Source organism: Pseudomonas sp. H1_F01, assembly GCF_054681425.1.
Genome location: NZ_CP162823.1, coordinates 1,180,671 through 1,198,725, shown reverse-complemented (window position 1 = coordinate 1,198,725; position 18,055 = coordinate 1,180,671). Strand labels below are relative to the sequence as shown.

Here is an 18,055-nt window from a genome sequence, read left to right as displayed (position 1 = left end):
CCGAGATCTGTTTCAGCCTGGCGTGTATATCCGTTTCTGCGGTAACGCCTACTTAGGGTTTCGCCCTTACGGCGAGTCACTTTCGAAAAGCCCGGAAGCCGACCCAGTCGAAAGTAACCAAAGCGCTCCTGCCCCACCACTCGGTGCCTCGCCTAGGCTCGGCATGCCTGGCTCTCCCGGTCGTACATCCGTTAGATCTGTGGGAGCAAAGCTTGCTCGCGATAGCGGTCTGTCAGGCAACATCAATGTTGAATGCGCCGCCATCTTCGCGAGCAAGCCCGCTCCCACACTGTTTTTGAGGCATGCACAAAAACCAACGTTCACCGCAGCCCCCTGTGGGAGCGAGCCTGCTCGCGATAGCGGTGGTGCAGATGCATAGAGGCTCGCCCCCTTGCTTTAGGCTCTAAGTGAACAGCATTACCTGGCCTGAGCGGAAATTTGCCCCTTCACAGCAAGCTTTATTTTTTTTGATCACATTTGAACGCTAAGCTTGGGCTCATGGATGACTCAGATTACTTACGCCTGCTGACCATCGCGGCCGAGCAAGCCAACGCCTTTCTCTCCAATGCCCGCAAATGGGAGCGTGAGCGTTGGGTCTGCCAGCGTCTGCTGCAAGGGCTGAACGTGCCTTATCGCGCCGACGAGTTCGCGCCGGCCGGCGAGCCGCCGGACGTGTTGTTTCGCGATGCCAATTTCGAGGTGTTTTTCGTGCTCGACGAGGGCCGCCGCCTCAATGACGAATGGCGCGATGAACTGCAACGCCGCCGCAGCGCTTTCTCCCTGAGCCAGCTGGTGCGTCGTGAGGCCAAGCCGCGGCGGATCCCGGCCAATGAGTTCCTGATGCGGCTGGCCCCGACCCTGCGCAAGAAAGCTCACAACTACACCGAGCGCGGCATGGACCTGGGCGACCTGGACATCATCGCCTTCGCCAGTCTCAAGCGCGAAGTGCTGGACCTCAACAGTCACTTCCCACCACCGACCGAATACCTGCGCCAGGGCTGGCGCTCGCTGTCACTGGTGGGGCCGACGTTTGCCCGGGTGCTGTTCGCCCACCCCGACGCGCCGGACTTCCTGCGCAGCAACCTGGGTCGCAGCATCGTGTTCGATGTCGGGATCAGCCTGTGAGCCCACTGCAGGAACTGATTGCCGCTGTGCCCCAGCAAGGCCGCGTACGCTGGATTGGCGTACGACCCCAGGGCCATGCGCCCATGATCGAACTGGACGCCGTGGAAGCCCGCCTGGAGGCTGGGCTGACCGGCGATCATGCCCGCCCCGGCGTGCGCAATGCGCGGCAAGTGACGCTGATCCAATGGGAGCACCTGGCCGTGATCGGCGCGCTGATGGGCCGTCCCGAAGACCGGCCCGTGCTGCCACAGGAGCTGCGACGCAATATTGTGGTCAGCGGCATCAATCTGTTCAGCCTCAAGGGCCGGCGCTTTCGCATTGGCCAAGCCATTTTTGAAACCACCGGTTGGTGCCAGCCTTGTGCCCGACTGGAGCGAAACCTCGGCGAAGGTACGTTCCAGGCGGTACGCGGCCATGGCGGAATCACCGCCCGGGTGTTAAAAAGTGGAATCATTCGCCTGGACGACAGCCTGAGCGTCGAACCCGTTCCGGCGAGCGGCTACGCTGCTTTCAATGCCGGCTAGCCGGACGCTGTAACGTCTTCACATTCCGCAACGTCTACCTGACGAGGCCTTTATGACCAGCCGCCTGAACCCAGAAGACCAGAAGCATGTCGAAGAGTACCTGCAACTGTCCCAGCACCGAGTCGAGCGCCGGCCTTTCCGGCCGTGGATGCTCCTGGTGGTGGTACTGGCCGTGACCATCGGCCTGGGCCTGTTGAGCCGACTGATCAGTTACCTGACGCTATGAGTTGCATGGCACTCGCGCAGGTAACGGCACCGATTTCCTTTAGCCTTGCGAGATATCCCCATGACTCATCGTATTGTCATCGTTGGCGGCGGCGCCGGCGGTCTGGAGTTGGCTACCCGTCTGGGTAAGACTCTGGGCAAGCGTGGCACGGCCAGTGTGATGCTGGTCGACGCGAACCTGACCCACATCTGGAAACCGCTACTGCACGAAGTGGCCGCCGGCTCCTTGAACTCCTCCGAAGACGAACTCAACTATGTCGCCCAGGCAAAATGGAACCACTTCGAGTTCCAGCTCGGGCGCATGAGCGGCCTGGATCGCGAGCGCAAGAGAATCCAACTGGCCGCCACCTATGACGAGACCGGCGTCGAGCTGTTGCCGGCCCGGGAACTGGGCTACGACACCCTGGTGATTGCCGTCGGCAGCACCACCAATGACTTCGGCACCGAAGGCGCGGCGCAGCACTGCCTGTTCCTCGACACCCGCAAACAGGCCGAGCGCTTCCATCAGCAATTGCTGCACCACTATCTGCGCGCCCACGCCGGGCAGACCGATATCGTCGAGCGCATCAGCGTCGCCATTGTCGGCGCCGGTGCGACCGGGGTCGAACTGGCCGCCGAGCTGCATAATGCCGCCCACGAACTGCACGCCTACGGCCTGGACCGGATCAAACCGGAGAACATGCACATCACCCTGATCGAGGCGGGCCCACGCGTCTTGCCGGCCCTGCCGGAGCGTATCGGCGGGCCGGTGCACAAGACCCTGGAAAAACTCGGGGTCAACGTCATGACCAACGCCGCCGTCAGCCAGGTGACCGCCGACAGCCTGATTACCGCGGACGGCAAAGTGATCGACGCGAGCCTGAAAGTCTGGGCCGCCGGGATTCGCGCCCCGGACTTCCTCAAGGACATCGACGGGCTGGAGACCAACCGGATCAACCAGTTGCACGTGCTGCCCACTTTGCAGACCACCCGCGACGAGAACATCTTCGCCTTCGGCGACTGCGCCGCCTGCCCGCAACCCGGCAGCGAGCGCAACGTCCCACCTCGCGCCCAGGCCGCACACCAGCAAGCCTCACTGCTGGCCAAATCCTTGAAGCTGCGGATCGAGGGCAAGGCCCTGCCGGAATACAAATACACCGACTACGGCTCGCTGATCTCGCTGTCGCGGTTCTCGGCAGTGGGCAACCTGATGGGCAACCTGACCGGCAGCGTGATGCTCGAAGGCTGGCTGGCGCGGATGTTCTATGTGTCGCTGTACCGCATGCACCAGATGGCGCTGTACGGCATGTTCCGCACGGCCATGCTGATGCTGGGTAGCAAGATCGGGCGTGGGACCGAGCCTCGGCTGAAGCTGCACTGAGTCAGCAGCACTGACATTGAATGATCCACCGTCATCGCGAGCAAGCTCGCTCCCACAGTTGATCGCGGTCATCCTGTGGGAGCGAGCTTGCTCGCGATGAGGTCGGTACAGCCAGTACTGAATCCTCGATCAAACCTGAAACCGCTGCACCATCATGCGCAGCGAATTCGCCAGCTGCGACAACTCATGGCTGGACGCGCTGGTCTGGCCCGCGCCGGAAGCCGAGCGCACCGACAAATCACGAATGTTCACCAGGTTGCGATCCACCTCGCGGGCCACTTGCGCCTGTTCTTCGGCGGCGCTGGCGATCACCAGGTTGCGTTCGTGGATTTCATTGACCGACGCCGTGATGGTCTGCAACGCGTCTCCCGCCCGCTCCGCCATGGCCAGGGTACTGGCGGCGCGACTGGAGCTGGCCTGCATGGAGTCGAGTGCCTGGGTGGCACCGCTGCGCATGCCCTGGACCATTTGCTCGATTTCCTGGGTCGATTGCTGCGTGCGATAAGCCAGCGCCCGCACCTCATCGGCCACCACCGCAAACCCACGCCCGCTCTCACCCGCCCGGGCCGCTTCGATGGCCGCGTTGAGGGCCAGCAGGTTGGTCTGCTCGGCGATGGCGCGGATCACGTCCAGCACCTTGCCAATATCCTGCGATTGGTTGGCCAGGGATTGCACCAGGCCACCGGTCACCTGCACATCGCTGGCGAGGGCGCCGATGGCATCGACCGTGTCGCTGACCCGCTGCTGCCCAAGGGACGCCGATTCACTGGACTGACGCGTGGCATCGGAGGTGGAAACCGCATTGCGCGCAACCTCCTCCACGGCAGTGGTCATTTCGGTGACGGCCGTGGCCGCCTGTTCAATTTCGTTGTTCTGTTGTTGCAGGCTGTGGGTGCTGTCGAGCGTGACAGCGTTCAGCTCATCGGCGGCGGTGGCCAGTTGCGCGGCCGAACCGCTGATGCCCTGCAACGTCTCACGCAGATTCTGCTGCATGGCCGCCAACGCCTTGAGCAAGCGACTCACTTCGTCGTTGCCATGGGTCTCGATTGGCCGGGTCAGGTCACCCCGGGCGACGCTCTCTGCAGCGTTGAGCGCCTCACCCAAGGGCTTGACGATACTGCGCGTAAGCAACATGGCCAGGGCTACCGTGGCCAGGGCGGCAAGCACAACGAACAGGCTGACGATCATGCGGGAATTGGCGTAGTGCTCCTGGGACTTCTGGCTCTCGATGGAGACCTGCTTGGAGAACAGCTCCGCCAGGTCGTTGAGCTGCTTGCCGGAACCGTCCACCACGGTCTTCATGTCCACCAGCAGCAGCTTGATCAGCTCATCCCGACGCCCTTGTTCTGCCAGGGTGAAAGATTGCGCAATACCTGCACGGTAAGCGGCGAAGGTCTGCTTGAACTGGTCGTAGAGGGCTTTGCCTTCAGGCGTCACAACGAGCTTTTCGTAGGCAGTGATTTTTTCGCTCAGCTCCTTGTCGCGCGTATCCATCTGCCCGCGATACACCGCAATGTTCTTCGGGTCCTGATCCAGGGCCATGCGCAGGGAAATGGTGCGGATCCGCAGCATCCACTCGCGGATCTCGTCACCGCCGCGAATGCTCGGCAGCCACTGGGTTTCCACCGCGACTTCACTGACACGAATACTCGACATCTGTCCCAGTGCGAACACCCCGAGCAACGCCACCAGCACGGCGATCAAGGCAAAACCCAACGCGGCACGAGGGGCGATATTCAACTGACGAAGAACCATAGGGTATGCCTTTTTTATTGTTGGCCTGAAGTGGGGCCAGGCCCCTGTCGGCGGGTTATCGGCAGGTTGTACGATGTCTTAAGTCCAATTCACTTTATCGCAGGCAAAAAAAATCCCCGTATCTTTCGATACGAGGATTTTTAATATGGTCGGGGTAAGGGGATTCGAACTCCTGACATCCTGCTCCCAAAGCAGGCGCGCTACCGGACTGCGCTATACCCCGGTAAAAAAAAGGCGACCTTCGCAAGTCGCCTTCTCGATCAGCGCTTTTGGCCTCTGATCTTAAGATTCGATTCCAGCGAGCTGGTTTCAAAAATGGTGGGTCGTGTGGGATTCGAACCTACGACCAATTGGTTAAAAGCCAACTGCTCTACCAACTGAGCTAACGACCCAAAAATGGTCGGGGTAAGGGGATTCGAACTCCTGACATCCTGCTCCCAAAGCAGGCGCGCTACCGGACTGCGCTATACCCCGATTGAAATGGCTCCGTGACCAGGACTCGAACCTGGGACCCAATGATTAACAGTCATTTGCTCTACCGACTGAGCTATCACGGAACTGATATTTCAAGTTACAACGTTGAAGCTAGCTTCAACCTCTTCTACCCTTACGCATCGCTGCGTTCGTGTGTCTGAGGCGCGCTATTCTACAATCTTCAAAACCTCTGTCAACCCCTTAAATTGCTTTCAAGACAATGATTTGCAACTTATTTTGGATTCCTTCTCAGCGAGAAGTAACCCTTGGGGTGACTGACTGCGGGGCGCACTTTACAAGCCTTTTCCTTTGAGTTCAACGGCCTGATGAAAAAAATGGCCTCGCAAAGCGAGGCCATCTCAATTGCAGGCAGTGCCAGCCTTTCAGTTGAAGACGATTTCGTCGTTCTCCACTGTACCGGTCACAGTCTCACCAGGCATGAACCGACCGGACAGGATCAACTGCGCCAGCGGGTTTTCGATCCAGCGCTGGATCGCCCGCTTCAGCGGCCGTGCGCCATAGACCGGGTCGTAACCCACCGCAATCAGCTTGTCCAACGCCTCGTCGCTCAACTGCAGTTTCAGCTCACGTTCGGTGAGGCGACTGCGCAGGCGACCCAACTGGATCTCGGTAATGCCGGCAATCTGATCACGAGCCAATGGCTCGAAGATCACCACTTCGTCGACCCGGTTGATGAACTCCGGCCGGAAGTGCGTAGAGATCGCGTCCATCACCGCCGCACGCTGCGCCTCGCGGTCGCCCACCAGTTCCTGGATCTGCGTCGAGCCCAGGTTGGAGGTCATCACGATCACCGTGTTGCGGAAGTCCACCGTGCGCCCGTGGCTGTCGGTCAGGCGACCATCCTCCAGCACCTGCAGCAGGATATTGAACACATCCGGGTGCGCCTTCTCGACCTCATCGAGCAGGATCACCGAGTACGGCTTGCGACGCACTGCCTCGGTCAGGTAACCGCCCTCTTCATAACCGACATAACCCGGTGGCGCACCGATCAGCCGTGCCACGGAATGTTTCTCCATGAACTCGGACATGTCGATGCGCACCATGGCCTCTTCAGTGTCGAAGAGGAACTCGGCCAGCGCCTTGCACAGCTCGGTTTTACCGACACCGGTCGGGCCGAGGAACATGAACGAGCCGCTCGGCCGGTTCGGGTCCGATAGCCCGGCACGGGAACGACGCACGGCGTTGGACACCGCCACCACCGCCTCTTCCTGGCCGATCACACGCTGGTGCAGCAGGCTTTCCATCTTCAGCAGCTTGTCACGCTCGCCTTCGAGCATTTTCGAAACCGGAATGCCGGTCCACTTGGAGACCACTTCGGCGATTTCTTCCTCGGTGACCTTGCTGCGCAGCAACTGGTTTTCGCTCTTGCCGTGCTGGTCGACCATCTGCAGGCTGCGCTCCAGATCCGGGATCACCCCGTACTGCAGCTCGGCCATGCGGTTGAGGTCGCCTTTACGACGGGCCGCTTCCAGCTCCTGGCGGGATTGTTCGATCTTCTGCTGGATCTGCGCCGAGCCCTGGACTTCGGCTTTCTCCGAGTTCCAGATTTCCTCGAGGTCGGAATACTCACGCTCGTGACGAACGATTTCTTCCTGCAACCTTTCCAGACGCTTCTTCGCCGCTTCGTCGCTTTCTTTCTTCAGGGCCTGGGACTCGACCTTGAGTTGAATCAGGCGCCGCTCCAACCGATCGAGCACTTCGGGCTTGGAGTCGATTTCCATGCGGATACGGCTCGCGGCTTCGTCGATCAGGTCGATGGCCTTGTCCGGCAACTGGCGGTCGGTGATGTAGCGGTGGCTGAGCTTGGCCGCCGCGATGATCGCGCCATCGGTGATCGCCACCTTGTGGTGAACTTCGTAGCGTTCTTTGAGGCCGCGCAGGATGGCGATGGTGTCTTCCTCGCTCGGCTCCTCCACCAGCACTTTCTGGAAGCGCCGCTCGAGGGCTGCGTCCTTCTCTATATATTGGCGGTACTCGTTGAGCGTGGTCGCGCCGACGCAGTGCAACTCGCCACGGGCCAACGCGGGCTTGAGCATGTTGCCGGCGTCCATCGAGCCTTCGCCCTTGCCCGCACCAACCATGGTGTGCAGTTCGTCGATGAACAGGATGATCTGCCCTTCCTGCTTGGACAGCTCATTGAGCAGGGCCTTGAGCCGCTCCTCGAACTCGCCACGGTATTTGGCACCGGCGATCAAGGCGCCCATATCCAGGGACAACAGGCGTTTACCCCTGAGGCCGTCCGGCACTTCGCCGTTGATGATGCGCTGGGCCAGGCCCTCGGCGATGGCGGTTTTACCCACGCCTGGCTCACCGATCAGCACCGGGTTGTTCTTGGTACGGCGTTGCAGCACCTGGATCGTGCGGCGGATTTCATCGTCGCGACCGATCACCGGGTCGAGCTTGCCTTCCTCGGCACGCTTGGTCAGGTCGACCGTATATTTGTCCAGTGCCTGGCGCGACTCCTCGTGGTTGGCGTCGTTGACCGCTTCGCCGCCACGCAGGTTGTTGATGGCATTTTCCAGGGCTTTCTTGCTCACGCCCTGGCCGAGCAACAATTTGCCGAGCTTGCTGTTCTCGTCCATGGCGGCGAGTAGCACCAGCTCGCTGGAAATGAACTGGTCGCCCTTCTGCTGGGCCAGGCGATCGGCCTGGTTGAGCAGCCGCGCCAGGTCCTGGGACATGTTCACGTCACCGGTGGGGTTCTGGATCTTGGGTAACTGGTCGAGTTCCTTGGCCAGTTCTTTGCGCAGGCTGTTGACGTCAAAGCCGACCTGCATCAGCAGGGGCTTGATGGAACCGCCCTGCTGTTCGAGCATGGCCTGCATCAAGTGCGCCGGTTCGATACCGGGATGGTCCAGGCCGACGGCCAGGGACTGGGCATCGGACAGGGCCAACTGTAATTTGCTGGTTAAACGATCAATACGCATGGGTCACCTTCCTAATGAGCAGGCCGGACCTTGGAAACATCCTGAATGAAGAAACCTGCCAGATACCGTTATAGATGTGGTCGATTCTGGAAGATTCAAGCCGGGCGCCCTTGATACAGATCAGAGAAGTCTAGCGTTCGATCCAGATCAACGAGGCGAAGCGACCAGTGCGCGGGTTGCGGCGGTAGGAAAAGAACCGAGGGTCGGTCACGGTGCAGAGACCGCCACCGTAGACGGCCGTGACACCGCGTGCGGCCAGGCGCAGCCGTGCCAACGCGTAGATATCGGCCAGGAACTTGTCGGCGTTGGGGCTCGCAGTAAAGGCTTGTGCCGCCTGGGGCAGTTGCGCGATGAAGGCTTCACGCACTTCCGGCCCGACTTCAAACGCTTGCGGACCGATGGCCGGGCCGAGCCAGGCGAGGATTTCATCCGCGGGCACGGCAAGGCTGTCGAGGGTAGCTTCCAGCACGCCGCTCGCCAGCCCGCGCCAGCCGGCATGGGCCGCCGCAACGCGGGTGCCGATACGGTTGCAGAACAGCACGGGCAGGCAGTCCGCGGTCATCGCGGTGCAGGCGATACCGGGCGTGTCGGTCCAACTGGCATCGGCAGCCGCCACCTGGGCCGGATCAGCCTCGACCACGGCAATGCCGTGGACCTGCTGCAGCCAGGTCGGGGTGATGGCGAATTGATCGGTGAGACGCCGACGGTTTTCGGCGACGGCCACAGGATCGTCGCCCACATGGTCGCCCAGGTTGAGGCTGTCGAACGGCGCCAGGCTGACGCCGCCCGCACGGGTCGTGACACAGGCCTTGACCCGAGCCGGCGCGGGCCAGTCGGGTATCAGCCAGTCACTCATCCGATGAACGCCTCGCGGTCCTGCTTGAGCAACGTCAGCAGCCAGACGAAATCATCCGGCAACGGCGACTCCCAGCTCATGCGCTTGCCGGTCGTCGGATGATCCAGCTCCAGGAAACGTGCATGCAGCGCCTGGCGCGGGAAGTTCTTCAGCGATTCGACCATGGTCTGGCTGGCAGCCGGCGGAATGCGGAAACGACCGCCGTAGGCCGGGTCGCCCACCAACGGGAAGTTGATGTGGGCCATGTGTACACGGATCTGGTGGGTCCGACCGGTTTCCAGCTTGACCCGCACATGGGTGTGGGAGCGGAAACGCTCGAGCACGCGATAATGGCTGACCGCCTGCTTGCCGCCCTCCATCACCGCCATGCGCTGGCGCTGCTGGCCGTGACGACCGATGGGGGCGTTGATCTTGCCACCGGCGGTGACGACCCCGATCACGATACATTCATAGATGCGGCTGACGCTGCGGCTTTGCAGCTGTGTGACCAGCTGTGTCTGCGCCTGGATGGTCTTGGCCACCACCATCAGACCGGTGGTGTCCTTGTCCAGGCGATGGACGATGCCGGCACGCGGCACATTGATAATGTCCGGTACGTGGTGCAGCAAGGCATTGAGCAAGGTGCCATCAGCATGGCCGGCAGCCGGGTGCACCACCAGGCCCGCAGGCTTGTTGATCACCAGGATGTCATCGTCTTCGTAGACGATGTCCAGGGCGATGTCCTGGGCGACCCATTCTCCCTGGGCCTCCTGTTCGGCAGTCAGCTCGAGAATGGCACCGCCGTGGACGATGTCGCGCGGACGGATCACCGCCCCATCCACAGTCAGGCGGCCGTCCTTGATCCAGGCGGAAAGGCGCGAGCGAGAGTGCTCGGCAAAGAGTTGTGCGGCGACTTGATCGAGGCGTTGGCCGCCCAATTCGGACGGCACCTCTGCGCGAAGTTCTATTTTATCGGACATGCTCGGACTGGGCGTCGGCACAGCCTTTGGTTTCGGCTGCGCGCTTGTGGTTAAATACGGCGTCTTTTGCCCCGAGGCTTTCAACGGGGCGCTCATCATAACAGGACGGCCCCGCCCAAGACAGCGGCCGTCATAGGGACGCAAGCCGCCATGCAAGTGAAACACCTGCTGCTGATCGCCATCCTCGCATTGACTGCTGCTTGCTCGTCGAAGGAAGTCGTAGACGAAAACCTGAGCGAAGTCGAACTGTACCAACAGGCGCAGAACGACCTGGATAACAACAGCTATACCAGCGCCACCGCCAAGCTGAAGGCGCTGGAGTCGCGGTATCCGTTCGGTCGCTACGCCGATCAGGCCCAGTTGGAGCTGATCTACGCCAACTACAAGAACGCCGAGCCGGAAGCCGCCAAGTCCGCCGCCGAGCGTTTCATTCGCCTGCACCCGCAGCACCCGAATGTCGATTACGCCTATTACCTCAAGGGCCTGACCTCCTTCGACCAGGACGTCGGCCTGCTGGCGCGTTTCCTGCCGCTGGACATGACCAAGCGTGACCCGGGCGCGGCGCGCGACTCCTACAATGAGTTCGCCCAACTGACCAGCCGCTTCCCCAACAGCCGCTACTCGCCGGACGCCAAGCAGCGCATGATCTACCTGCGCAACCTGCTGGCCTCCTACGAGATCCACGTGGCCGACTACTACCTGACCCGTCAGGCCTACGTCGCCGCCGCCAACCGTGGCCGCTACGTAGTGGAAAACTTCCAGGAAACCCCTTCGGTGGGTGATGGCCTGGCCGTGATGACCGAAGCCTACCAGCGCCTGCACTTGGACGAACTGGCGGCCACCAGCCTGGAAACCCTCAAGCTGAACTACCCGGATCACCCATCCCTGGTCGATGGCCAGTTCACCCCACGGGTCGACGAAGCGGACAACCGTTCGTGGCTGAGCAAGGCGACCCTGGGCCTGATCGAGTCCCGTCCACCGCTGCCGCCAGGCGAGACACGCGCCAACCAGGACGTACAGCGCCAGTTCCAGGATGCCAAGGAAGCCATCCCGAACGAACTCAAGCCCAAGGATGAAAATGGCGACGTGATCGAGGAAGAAGAGCCTGAAAGCGAGTCCAGCGACCGCTCCTGGTTCAGCCACCTGACCTTTGGTCTGTTCGACTGAGATCAAGGCATCCCAAAAAAGGGAGACCCGACGGTCTCCCTTTTTTTTGCCTGGGTTTTATTGCGCTGTGCGCCGTTCCTGTCCTTGGCTAAACTGCCTGATCTCTAGCCAAAAAGCCGCCCATCATGCTTCGTTTACTGTTCTGGATCGCCCTGATTGCCGCCGCGGTATGGTTCTGGCGCAAGTTCAAGGGGGGCTCCTCCGCGCCGAACGCTCCCCGCGAGCAGGACGCACCGCCCATGGTCCGTTGCGCCCATTGCGGCGTACACCTGCCCCGTGACCGGGCGCTGGCCCTCGAACAACAATGGTATTGCAGCCAGGCTCACCTTGAGCAAGGCCCGGGCACTCGTGAGCGCTGAGGCCTCAAGCCCACGCGAAAAACAGGCGCAGCGCCTGCTGCGTCTCTATCACCTGTATCGCCTGAGCATCGGCATCACCCTGGTGCTACTGATCTCCAGCAAACTGGACAACCGCCTGCTGGAGTTCGCCAATGACGACCTGCTGCGCAGTGGCAGTTGGTTGTACCTGGTGCTGAATATCCTGCTGGTGGTGTTCCTTGAGAACACCCGCCGCCCTGCCCGGCTGTTCGGCCTGGCCCTGACTGACGTGCTGCTGCTCTCGTGGCTGTTCTTCGCCGCGGGCGGTGTGCCCAGTGCCATCGGCAACCTGCTCATTGTCTCGGTGGCCATCGGCAATACGCTGTTGCGAAGCCGGGTCGGCCTGTTGATCGCTGCTGTCGCCACGATCGGTATCGTCGGGTCGACTTTTTTCCTCGGCCTCAGCGACTCAAACCGTCCCAGCAGTTATCTGCAAGCCGGCACCCTGGGGGCACTGTGTTTTGCCGCCGCCCTGCTGGTACAGGGCCTGACCCGGCGACTGGAAGCCAGTGAAACCCTGGCCGAGCAACGGGCCAGCGAGGTAATCGGTCTCGAAGCGCTCAACGCACTGATCCTGCAACGCATGCGCACCGGCATCCTGGTGCTCGACCGCGAACGGCGCGTGCAATTGGCCAACGAAAGCGCCTTGAACCTGCTGGGCATGCACGACCTGGTCGGCCAGCGAATCGATGACTATTGCACCGCCCTGGTCGAACGCCTGCAATTGTGGCTGAACAACCCCAGCCTGCGCCCCCCCAGCCTGACCGTGACCGGCACAGGCCTGACCCTGCAACCGAGCTTCATCGCCTTGGGGCATCACGATCAGCAGCAGTTGCTGGTATTCCTTGAGGACCTGGCCCAAGTTGCCCAGCAGGCCCAGCAACTGAAACTCGCGTCCCTCGGGCGCCTCACTGCTGGCATCGCCCATGAAATCCGCAACCCCTTGGGCGCCATCAGCCACGCAGCGCAATTACTGCGCGAATCCGAGGAACTGAACAACGCGGATCGGCGTCTGACGCAGATTATTCAAGATCACTCCCAACGAATGAATCGCGTCATTGAAAACGTCCTGCAGCTGTCTCGCCGCCAGCAAACCACCCCCCAACGCCTCGACCTGCGGACCTGGCTCGATCAGTTCGTCCGGCAGGCCCGCGAAAGCATGGCCGAGCACCAGCACTTGCACCTGAGCATCGACCCGGGTGACTACACCACGCTGATGGACCCCGACCAGTTGACCCAGGTACTCGACAACCTGCTGCGCAACGCCTGGCGCCACAGCGCCATGACCCACGAACAGGCCGAGGCCTGGCTGAAACTGTTCATCGATCCCCACAGCCAGCTGTCCACACTGGACATCATCGACAACGGCCCCGGTGTAACACCCGAGCAGCAGGCACATTTGTTCGAACCCTTCTTTACCACCAGCAGCCAGGGCACCGGCCTTGGGCTCTATCTGTCCCGTGAGCTGTGCGAAAGCAACCAGGCCCGCCTAGACTTCAAACCACGCCAAGGCGGCGGTTGCTTTCGCATCACCTTTGCTCACGGACGGAAACAGATTTGAATAATCGCTCACGGCAACGAATCCTGATCGTCGATGACGAACCGGACATCCGCGAACTCCTGGACATCACCCTGGGCCGGATGAAACTCGACACCCGCAGCGCCAAGAACCTTGCCGAGGCCCAAGCCCTGCTGGCGGGGGAAGCCTTCGACCTGTGCCTGACCGACATGCGCCTGCCCGATGGCACCGGCCTGGAACTGGTGCAGCACATCCAGCAACGCTACCCCCAACTGCCCGTGGCGATGATCACCGCCTATGGCAGCCTGGAAACCGCCATCGACGCCCTCAAGGCCGGCGCCTTCGACTTCCTGACCAAACCGGTCGACCTGGGTCGGCTGCGAGAGCTGGTCACCAGTGCCCTGCGCCTGCCGCCGGTCGCCACGCCGGGCACGACCCTCGAGCGCAGCCTGCTGGGCAACTCGCCACCGATGCTCAGCGTGCGCAAGCAGATCGGGAAACTCGCCCGCAGCCAGGCACCGGTGTACATCAGCGGGGAATCGGGCTGCGGCAAGGAACTGGTCGCCCGGCTGATCCACGAACAGGGCCCTCGTGCCAACCAGCGCTTCGTACCGGTCAACTGTGGGGCGATTCCCACGGAGCTGATGGAAAGCGAGTTTTTCGGCCATCGAAAAGGCAGCTTCAGCGGCGCCATCGAGGACAAGCCCGGGCTGTTCCAGGCCGCCCATGGCGGGACCCTGTTCCTCGATGAAGTGGCCGACTTGCCCTTGGCGATGCAGGTCAAGCTGTTGCGAGCCATCCAGGAAAAAGCCGTGCGCGCCGTTGGCGGCCAACAGGAAGAAGTGGTGGATGTGCGCATCCTCTGCGCCACCCACAAGGATCTGGACGGCGAAGTGGCTGCCGGGCGCTTTCGCCAGGATTTGTATTACCGGCTGAACGTCATCGAACTGCGCGTGCCGCCGTTGCGTGAACGTCGTGAAGACATCGAGCTGCTGGCTAACCACATGCTCCAGCGCCTGGCGGCCAACACCGGCAGTCCACCGGTCAGATTGCATCCCCAAGCGTTGGACGCTCTCAAGAATTACCGCTTCCCGGGCAATGTGCGAGAGCTGGAGAACATGCTCGAACGTGCCTACACCCTTTGTGAACAGCAGCAGATCGAAGCGGATGACCTGCGCCTGGCCGAGGGCAATAGTACTACTGAGGCAGGCAATCCCGATTTGATGCAGGTCGACAACCTGGAGGATTACCTGGAAGACGTTGAGCGCAAGCTCATCCTCCAGGCGCTGGAAGAAACCCGCTGGAACCGCACGGCGGCGGCGCAGCGGTTGAAGTTGTCGTTTCGGTCGATGCGGTATCGGTTGAAGAAGCTTGGGCTGGATTGAGCCACGGTTTCGAAGCCCACGTATTCCCCTGTGGCGAGGGAGCTTGCTCCCTTGCCACGGGTTTCATGTTTGCCGCCGCGACTATCTTCCGTCCGCAGGCGCCTGCTCGTCCAGAACACGATTGGCCAGTAATTCACTCAGCTCAATCAACTGCAGTACCCCCAAGGCAATATGCCGTCTCGAACCGTCAAGCTCGAAAGCCAGATCGCTGATTGTTGCGTTGGCGGAGGCCAGGGTTTCGCTGAGGTTGGTGAGGAGGCATTCGGTGTCGATGCCGGCCACGACAGTGAATAACTGGTTTGAGGCGGGTTTCTTTTTGGTTTCGGGCTTTGGGCCGAGGTAATAGTCGAGGGCGCGTTTGGCGGCTTCATCGAGCTTTTGGTGATCAGGATCGACGTGGGTTGACGAGGAACCTGTTTCTGGGGGGTTGGGTGTATCTTTAATCATTGTGCATCTCCAAGTTTTTGGAGCTGTCACCGATCGCCGCGACGCGATTGGAGGTGGCAGCTGTACGCAGGTTCGCGGACCGAACTTGGAGCTTCGGCATACCCGAAGGTATCCCACGCACAGCCAACCATGACACAACGACAAATACCGAAGCACCGTCGTCGGCTGGAATTATGCACCAAGTTAACGGGCCGCGACGCCCGGACGCTGAATTGGCAGCGACGGGAAAAGGTTAGCCAGAGTTCTTCCCACCCGGCAACCGCCAGAACTCGTCGGAAAATTCGGCTCGAATCAGAATCTTGTCCGACCATTCCCACAAAGCTTGGTCGGCTGTGAGGGCGGTGTGTATATCCGTTTCTGCGGTAACGGCTACTTAGGGTTCCGCCCTGACGGCGGGTCACTTTCGAAAAGCGCGAAAGTAACCAAAGCGCTTTTGCCCCACCACTTGGCACCTCGCCTAGGCTCGGTGTGCCCTCACTCCGGCATTGCTCCGTGGGCCCGCCGCGAAGGGCCATCCATGGCCCAGCGCGGCTATCCCGGCATCCATGCCGGGATGCCCACTCCACAACGCCTGCGTTCGGCCAGCGTGGTTAACGGGGCGCCCGAGATCAACGTCCACCGCGAGGCGGCCTAACAGCCGACCTGATTTAGGGTGATCGCGTTTCTCCTGTGGGAGCGGGCTTGCTCGCGAAGGGGCCGGAGCATTCAACATATTCATCGCCTGTGCCGCCGTCTTCGCGAGCGAGCTCGCTCCCACACTGGGTCGGCGACGATCTACAGATTTTTGGCCACTGCAAATCCCTGTGGGAGCGAGCTTGCTCGCGATGGCGGTGGATCAGCTTGCATCAGCCTTGGATGTGCCACCGTCTTCGCGAGCAGGCTCGCTCCCACAATGGGATCGGAGTACGACCGGGAGAACCAGGCCGGCTGTCAGGCCGCCTCGCGAGCAAGCTTTGCTCCCACAGGTCCTGCTCAAACAGATTTGACGGGTGTACGACCAGGAGAACCAGGTCGGCTACTAGGCCGCCTCGGGGCGGACGTTGATCTCGGGCGCCCCGTTAACCACGATGGCCGAACGCAGGCATTGATCCGTGGGCATCCCGGCATGGATGCCGGGATAGCCGCGCTGGGCCATGGATGGCCCTTCGCGGCGGGCCCACGGAGCAATGCCGGAGTGAGGGCACACCGAGCCTAGGCGAGGTGCCGAGTGGTGGGGCAAAGCGCTTTTGCTTACTTTTGGCGCTCTTCCAAAAGTGAGCCGCCGTCAGGGCGGAACCCTAAGTAGCCGTTACCGCAGCAATGGATATGTACTTGATCAACACGCAGCCGTCGCGAGCAAGCCCGCTCCACAGGAAAAACCGGACCTTACAAGCGCCCAGCCGGCGCATACGGCACAGGATCGATCACCGGCTCACGCCCCAACATCAAATCCGTAAACAACTGACACGACGCCGGCGCCAACACCAACCCATTGCGATAATGCCCACAGTTCAACCACAGCCCCGCTACCCCCGGCACCTCGCCGATATAGGGGATGCCTTCAGGCGAGCCAGGCCGCAACCCAGCCCAATGCCCGACCACCTCAGCGCCCGCCAGCGCCGGAATCAGCTGCTGCGCCGAAGCCTTCAGGCTCTCCAACGCAGTATCCGTCGGGGTCTTGTCGAAGCCCTCACGCTCCAGCGTACTGCCAACCAGAATATGCCCATCACGGCGCGGAATCGCATAACGCCCCTTGGCCAGGACCATGCTCGACAGAAAATCCGACGCACACTTGTACAGAATCATCTGACCCTTGACCGGCTCGACCGGCAACTTCAAGCCCAAGGTCTTGAGCAACTCGCCACTCCACGCACCGGCGGCCAGTACCACCTCATCGCCACGAATTTCTCCGGCAGAACTGTGCACGCCCACCACACGCCCACCGTCGCGAATGAACCCACTGACTTCGCAATGTTCATGAAGCGTGACGTTCGGCATCGCCAGCAAGGCAGCCTTGAGGGACTTCACCAATCGGGGATTGCGCACGTTGGCCACGTCGGCCATGTAGATCGCCCGGGAAAAACCCGCGCCCAGCACCGGCACGGCATCGTGGACCGCCGAAATATCCACAGCCCGCATCGGCCGCCCTTCCCGCTCGGCCCAGGCCAGCGCTTCGTCCTGATCGTCCAGGTCCAGCCAATACAGACCGGTGACATGCACCTGCGGATCAATTCCGGTCGCGGCGAACAAACGCTCGCCCAGCTGTGGATAAAAATCCTGCGACCAATGGGCCAGCGCCGTGATCGCCGGGCTGTAGCGCCAGGGGTACAACGGCGACACGATACCGCCGCCGGCCCAGGACGATTCCTGACCGACACTGGAACGGTCCAGCAGCACCACACGCTGCCCTTCGGACGCCAGATTGAACGCCGTCAGCAGGCCAATGACTCCGCCGCCGACAATCACCACTTGCTGTTGCCTGGTCATGTTCTGATTCGACTCATAAGACAGAGGGCGCAAGGCTGCACCCGAAAAAAGAAACTCAGCGGCCCCAGCAATCCTTGGCCGTCAGCCCGGCAGCCTGGTTGACCATGTCTCGCGTGCCCGTGTTGTTGATCCTGAAATCACCGCACTTATCCGTCGCCATGGACGAGCCACTCTTGCGCACAGCCGTCAGGGTGAAGCTCTGGTCCGCCAGCGTCGGGGTAATGGTATAGAAATCGTTGCCGCCGCTCAGGCCGGTCGCATTGGTGTAGACGTTGTTCTTCGAGTAATAGCGCTCGAGAATCTGCGCCTGCTCCGATAACAGCCCGGCGATTTCGGTCCGCCGGCCCTTCTTCATGTATTCGGTCAGGCTCGGATAGCCGACGGTGATCACGATACCGATGATCGCGATCACGATCATGATTTCGATCAAGGTGAAACCTCGGTTGGATCTGCGCATGCCTTGCCTCT

The 18,055-nt window shown here is 61.4% G+C and carries 16 protein-coding genes, 4 tRNA genes and 1 pseudogene; 9 read left to right on the top strand and 12 right to left on the bottom strand.

Annotated elements, in window-relative coordinates; translation table 11 throughout:
* Positions 1-498: 498 nt before the first annotated feature.
* The 4 genes from AB4O09_RS05510 to AB4O09_RS05495 are packed head-to-tail and all read left to right on the top strand — an operon-like array spanning position 499 to position 3,234.
* On the top strand, positions 499-1,125 hold the full coding sequence (locus AB4O09_RS05510) for a DUF1780 domain-containing protein (protein ID WP_003205682.1): 627 nt from the start codon (positions 499-501) through the stop codon (positions 1,123-1,125).
* Positions 1,122-1,649 (top strand): MOSC domain-containing protein, encoded by a 528-nt coding sequence (locus AB4O09_RS05505; protein WP_003205684.1) that lies wholly within the window; start codon positions 1,122-1,124, stop codon positions 1,647-1,649. The genes AB4O09_RS05510 and AB4O09_RS05505 overlap by 4 nt, the downstream gene beginning before the upstream one ends.
* Positions 1,650-1,701: 52 nt before the next feature.
* On the top strand, positions 1,702-1,875 hold the full coding sequence (locus AB4O09_RS05500) for a DUF3094 domain-containing protein (protein WP_003205686.1): 174 nt from the start codon (positions 1,702-1,704) through the stop codon (positions 1,873-1,875).
* A gap of 60 nt (positions 1,876-1,935) precedes the next feature.
* On the top strand, positions 1,936-3,234 hold the full coding sequence (locus AB4O09_RS05495) for an NAD(P)/FAD-dependent oxidoreductase (RefSeq protein WP_003205688.1): 1,299 nt from the start codon (positions 1,936-1,938) through the stop codon (positions 3,232-3,234).
* A gap of 129 nt (positions 3,235-3,363) precedes the next feature.
* On the opposite strand, the gene AB4O09_RS05490 is transcribed toward AB4O09_RS05495, so the two are convergent.
* From AB4O09_RS05490 to rluD, 9 genes and pseudogenes are all read right to left on the bottom strand, one after another.
* Positions 3,364-4,227 (bottom strand): methyl-accepting chemotaxis protein, encoded by an 864-nt coding sequence (locus AB4O09_RS05490; protein ID WP_371916764.1) that lies wholly within the window; start codon positions 4,225-4,227, stop codon positions 3,364-3,366.
* Positions 4,219-4,989, bottom strand: a pseudogene (locus tag AB4O09_RS05485) (MCP four helix bundle domain-containing protein); the annotation flags it as partial. The gene AB4O09_RS05490 and the pseudogene AB4O09_RS05485, both read right to left, overlap by 9 nt.
* Positions 4,990-5,135: 146 nt before the next feature.
* Positions 5,136-5,212: transfer RNA gene (locus AB4O09_RS05480), tRNA-Pro, on the bottom strand.
* Positions 5,213-5,305: 93 nt separating this feature from the next.
* Positions 5,306-5,381: transfer RNA gene (locus AB4O09_RS05475), tRNA-Lys, on the bottom strand.
* Between the two features lie 5 nt (positions 5,382-5,386).
* A tRNA-Pro gene (locus AB4O09_RS05470) sits at positions 5,387-5,463 on the bottom strand.
* Positions 5,464-5,470: 7 nt separating this feature from the next.
* A tRNA-Asn gene (locus tag AB4O09_RS05465) sits at positions 5,471-5,546 on the bottom strand.
* Between the two features lie 300 nt (positions 5,547-5,846).
* Positions 5,847-8,411, bottom strand: coding sequence for an ATP-dependent chaperone ClpB (gene clpB / locus AB4O09_RS05460; protein WP_003205692.1), 2,565 nt, complete (start codon positions 8,409-8,411; stop codon positions 5,847-5,849).
* A 130-nt stretch (positions 8,412-8,541) separates the two neighbouring features.
* Positions 8,542-9,267, bottom strand: coding sequence for a peptidoglycan editing factor PgeF (pgeF, locus tag AB4O09_RS05455; protein WP_003205694.1), 726 nt, complete (start codon positions 9,265-9,267; stop codon positions 8,542-8,544).
* Positions 9,264-10,226 (bottom strand): 23S rRNA pseudouridine(1911/1915/1917) synthase RluD, encoded by a 963-nt coding sequence (gene rluD, locus AB4O09_RS05450; RefSeq protein ID WP_003205696.1) that lies wholly within the window; start codon positions 10,224-10,226, stop codon positions 9,264-9,266. Before rluD ends, pgeF begins: the two co-directional genes overlap by 4 nt.
* Before the next feature lie 150 nt (positions 10,227-10,376).
* On the opposite strand from rluD, the gene AB4O09_RS05445 reads away from it, so the two are divergent.
* From AB4O09_RS05445 to AB4O09_RS05430, 4 genes are all read left to right on the top strand, one after another.
* On the top strand, positions 10,377-11,393 hold the full coding sequence (locus AB4O09_RS05445; protein ID WP_003205698.1) for an outer membrane protein assembly factor BamD: 1,017 nt from the start codon (positions 10,377-10,379) through the stop codon (positions 11,391-11,393).
* Positions 11,394-11,518: 125 nt separating this feature from the next.
* On the top strand, positions 11,519-11,752 hold the full coding sequence (locus AB4O09_RS05440) for a PP0621 family protein (RefSeq protein ID WP_013694237.1): 234 nt from the start codon (positions 11,519-11,521) through the stop codon (positions 11,750-11,752).
* On the top strand, positions 11,742-13,331 hold the full coding sequence (locus AB4O09_RS05435) for a two-component system sensor histidine kinase NtrB (RefSeq protein WP_003205701.1): 1,590 nt from the start codon (positions 11,742-11,744) through the stop codon (positions 13,329-13,331). The genes AB4O09_RS05440 and AB4O09_RS05435 overlap by 11 nt, the downstream gene beginning before the upstream one ends.
* The gene (locus tag AB4O09_RS05430; RefSeq protein WP_003205703.1) at positions 13,328-14,674 is read left to right on the top strand and encodes a sigma-54-dependent transcriptional regulator; all 1,347 of its coding nucleotides are present in this window, start codon (positions 13,328-13,330) and stop codon (positions 14,672-14,674) included. The genes AB4O09_RS05435 and AB4O09_RS05430 overlap by 4 nt, the downstream gene beginning before the upstream one ends.
* An 81-nt stretch (positions 14,675-14,755) precedes the next feature.
* Here AB4O09_RS05430 and AB4O09_RS05425 read toward each other — a convergent pair whose 3' ends face one another.
* The gene (locus AB4O09_RS05425) at positions 14,756-15,121 is read right to left on the bottom strand and encodes a DUF6124 family protein (protein WP_039014157.1); all 366 of its coding nucleotides are present in this window, start codon (positions 15,119-15,121) and stop codon (positions 14,756-14,758) included.
* 445 nt (positions 15,122-15,566) lie between these two features.
* Between AB4O09_RS05425 and AB4O09_RS05420 the strand changes: the two genes are divergently transcribed.
* Positions 15,567-15,755 carry a nucleoid-structuring protein H-NS gene (locus tag AB4O09_RS05420; RefSeq protein ID WP_155252615.1) on the top strand — a complete coding sequence of 63 codons (189 nt, stop codon included), beginning with the start codon at positions 15,567-15,569 and terminating at the stop codon, positions 15,753-15,755.
* A gap of 731 nt (positions 15,756-16,486) precedes the next feature.
* Here AB4O09_RS05420 and thiO read toward each other — a convergent pair.
* Together thiO and AB4O09_RS05410 are read right to left on the bottom strand one after the other, a co-directional pair.
* Positions 16,487-17,587 (bottom strand): glycine oxidase ThiO, encoded by a 1,101-nt coding sequence (gene thiO / locus AB4O09_RS05415; protein WP_003205709.1) that lies wholly within the window; start codon positions 17,585-17,587, stop codon positions 16,487-16,489.
* Positions 17,588-17,642: 55 nt separating this feature from the next.
* On the bottom strand, positions 17,643-18,044 hold the full coding sequence (locus AB4O09_RS05410; RefSeq protein WP_003205711.1) for a type IV pilin protein: 402 nt from the start codon (positions 18,042-18,044) through the stop codon (positions 17,643-17,645).
* Between the last annotated feature and the right edge of the window lie 11 nt (positions 18,045-18,055).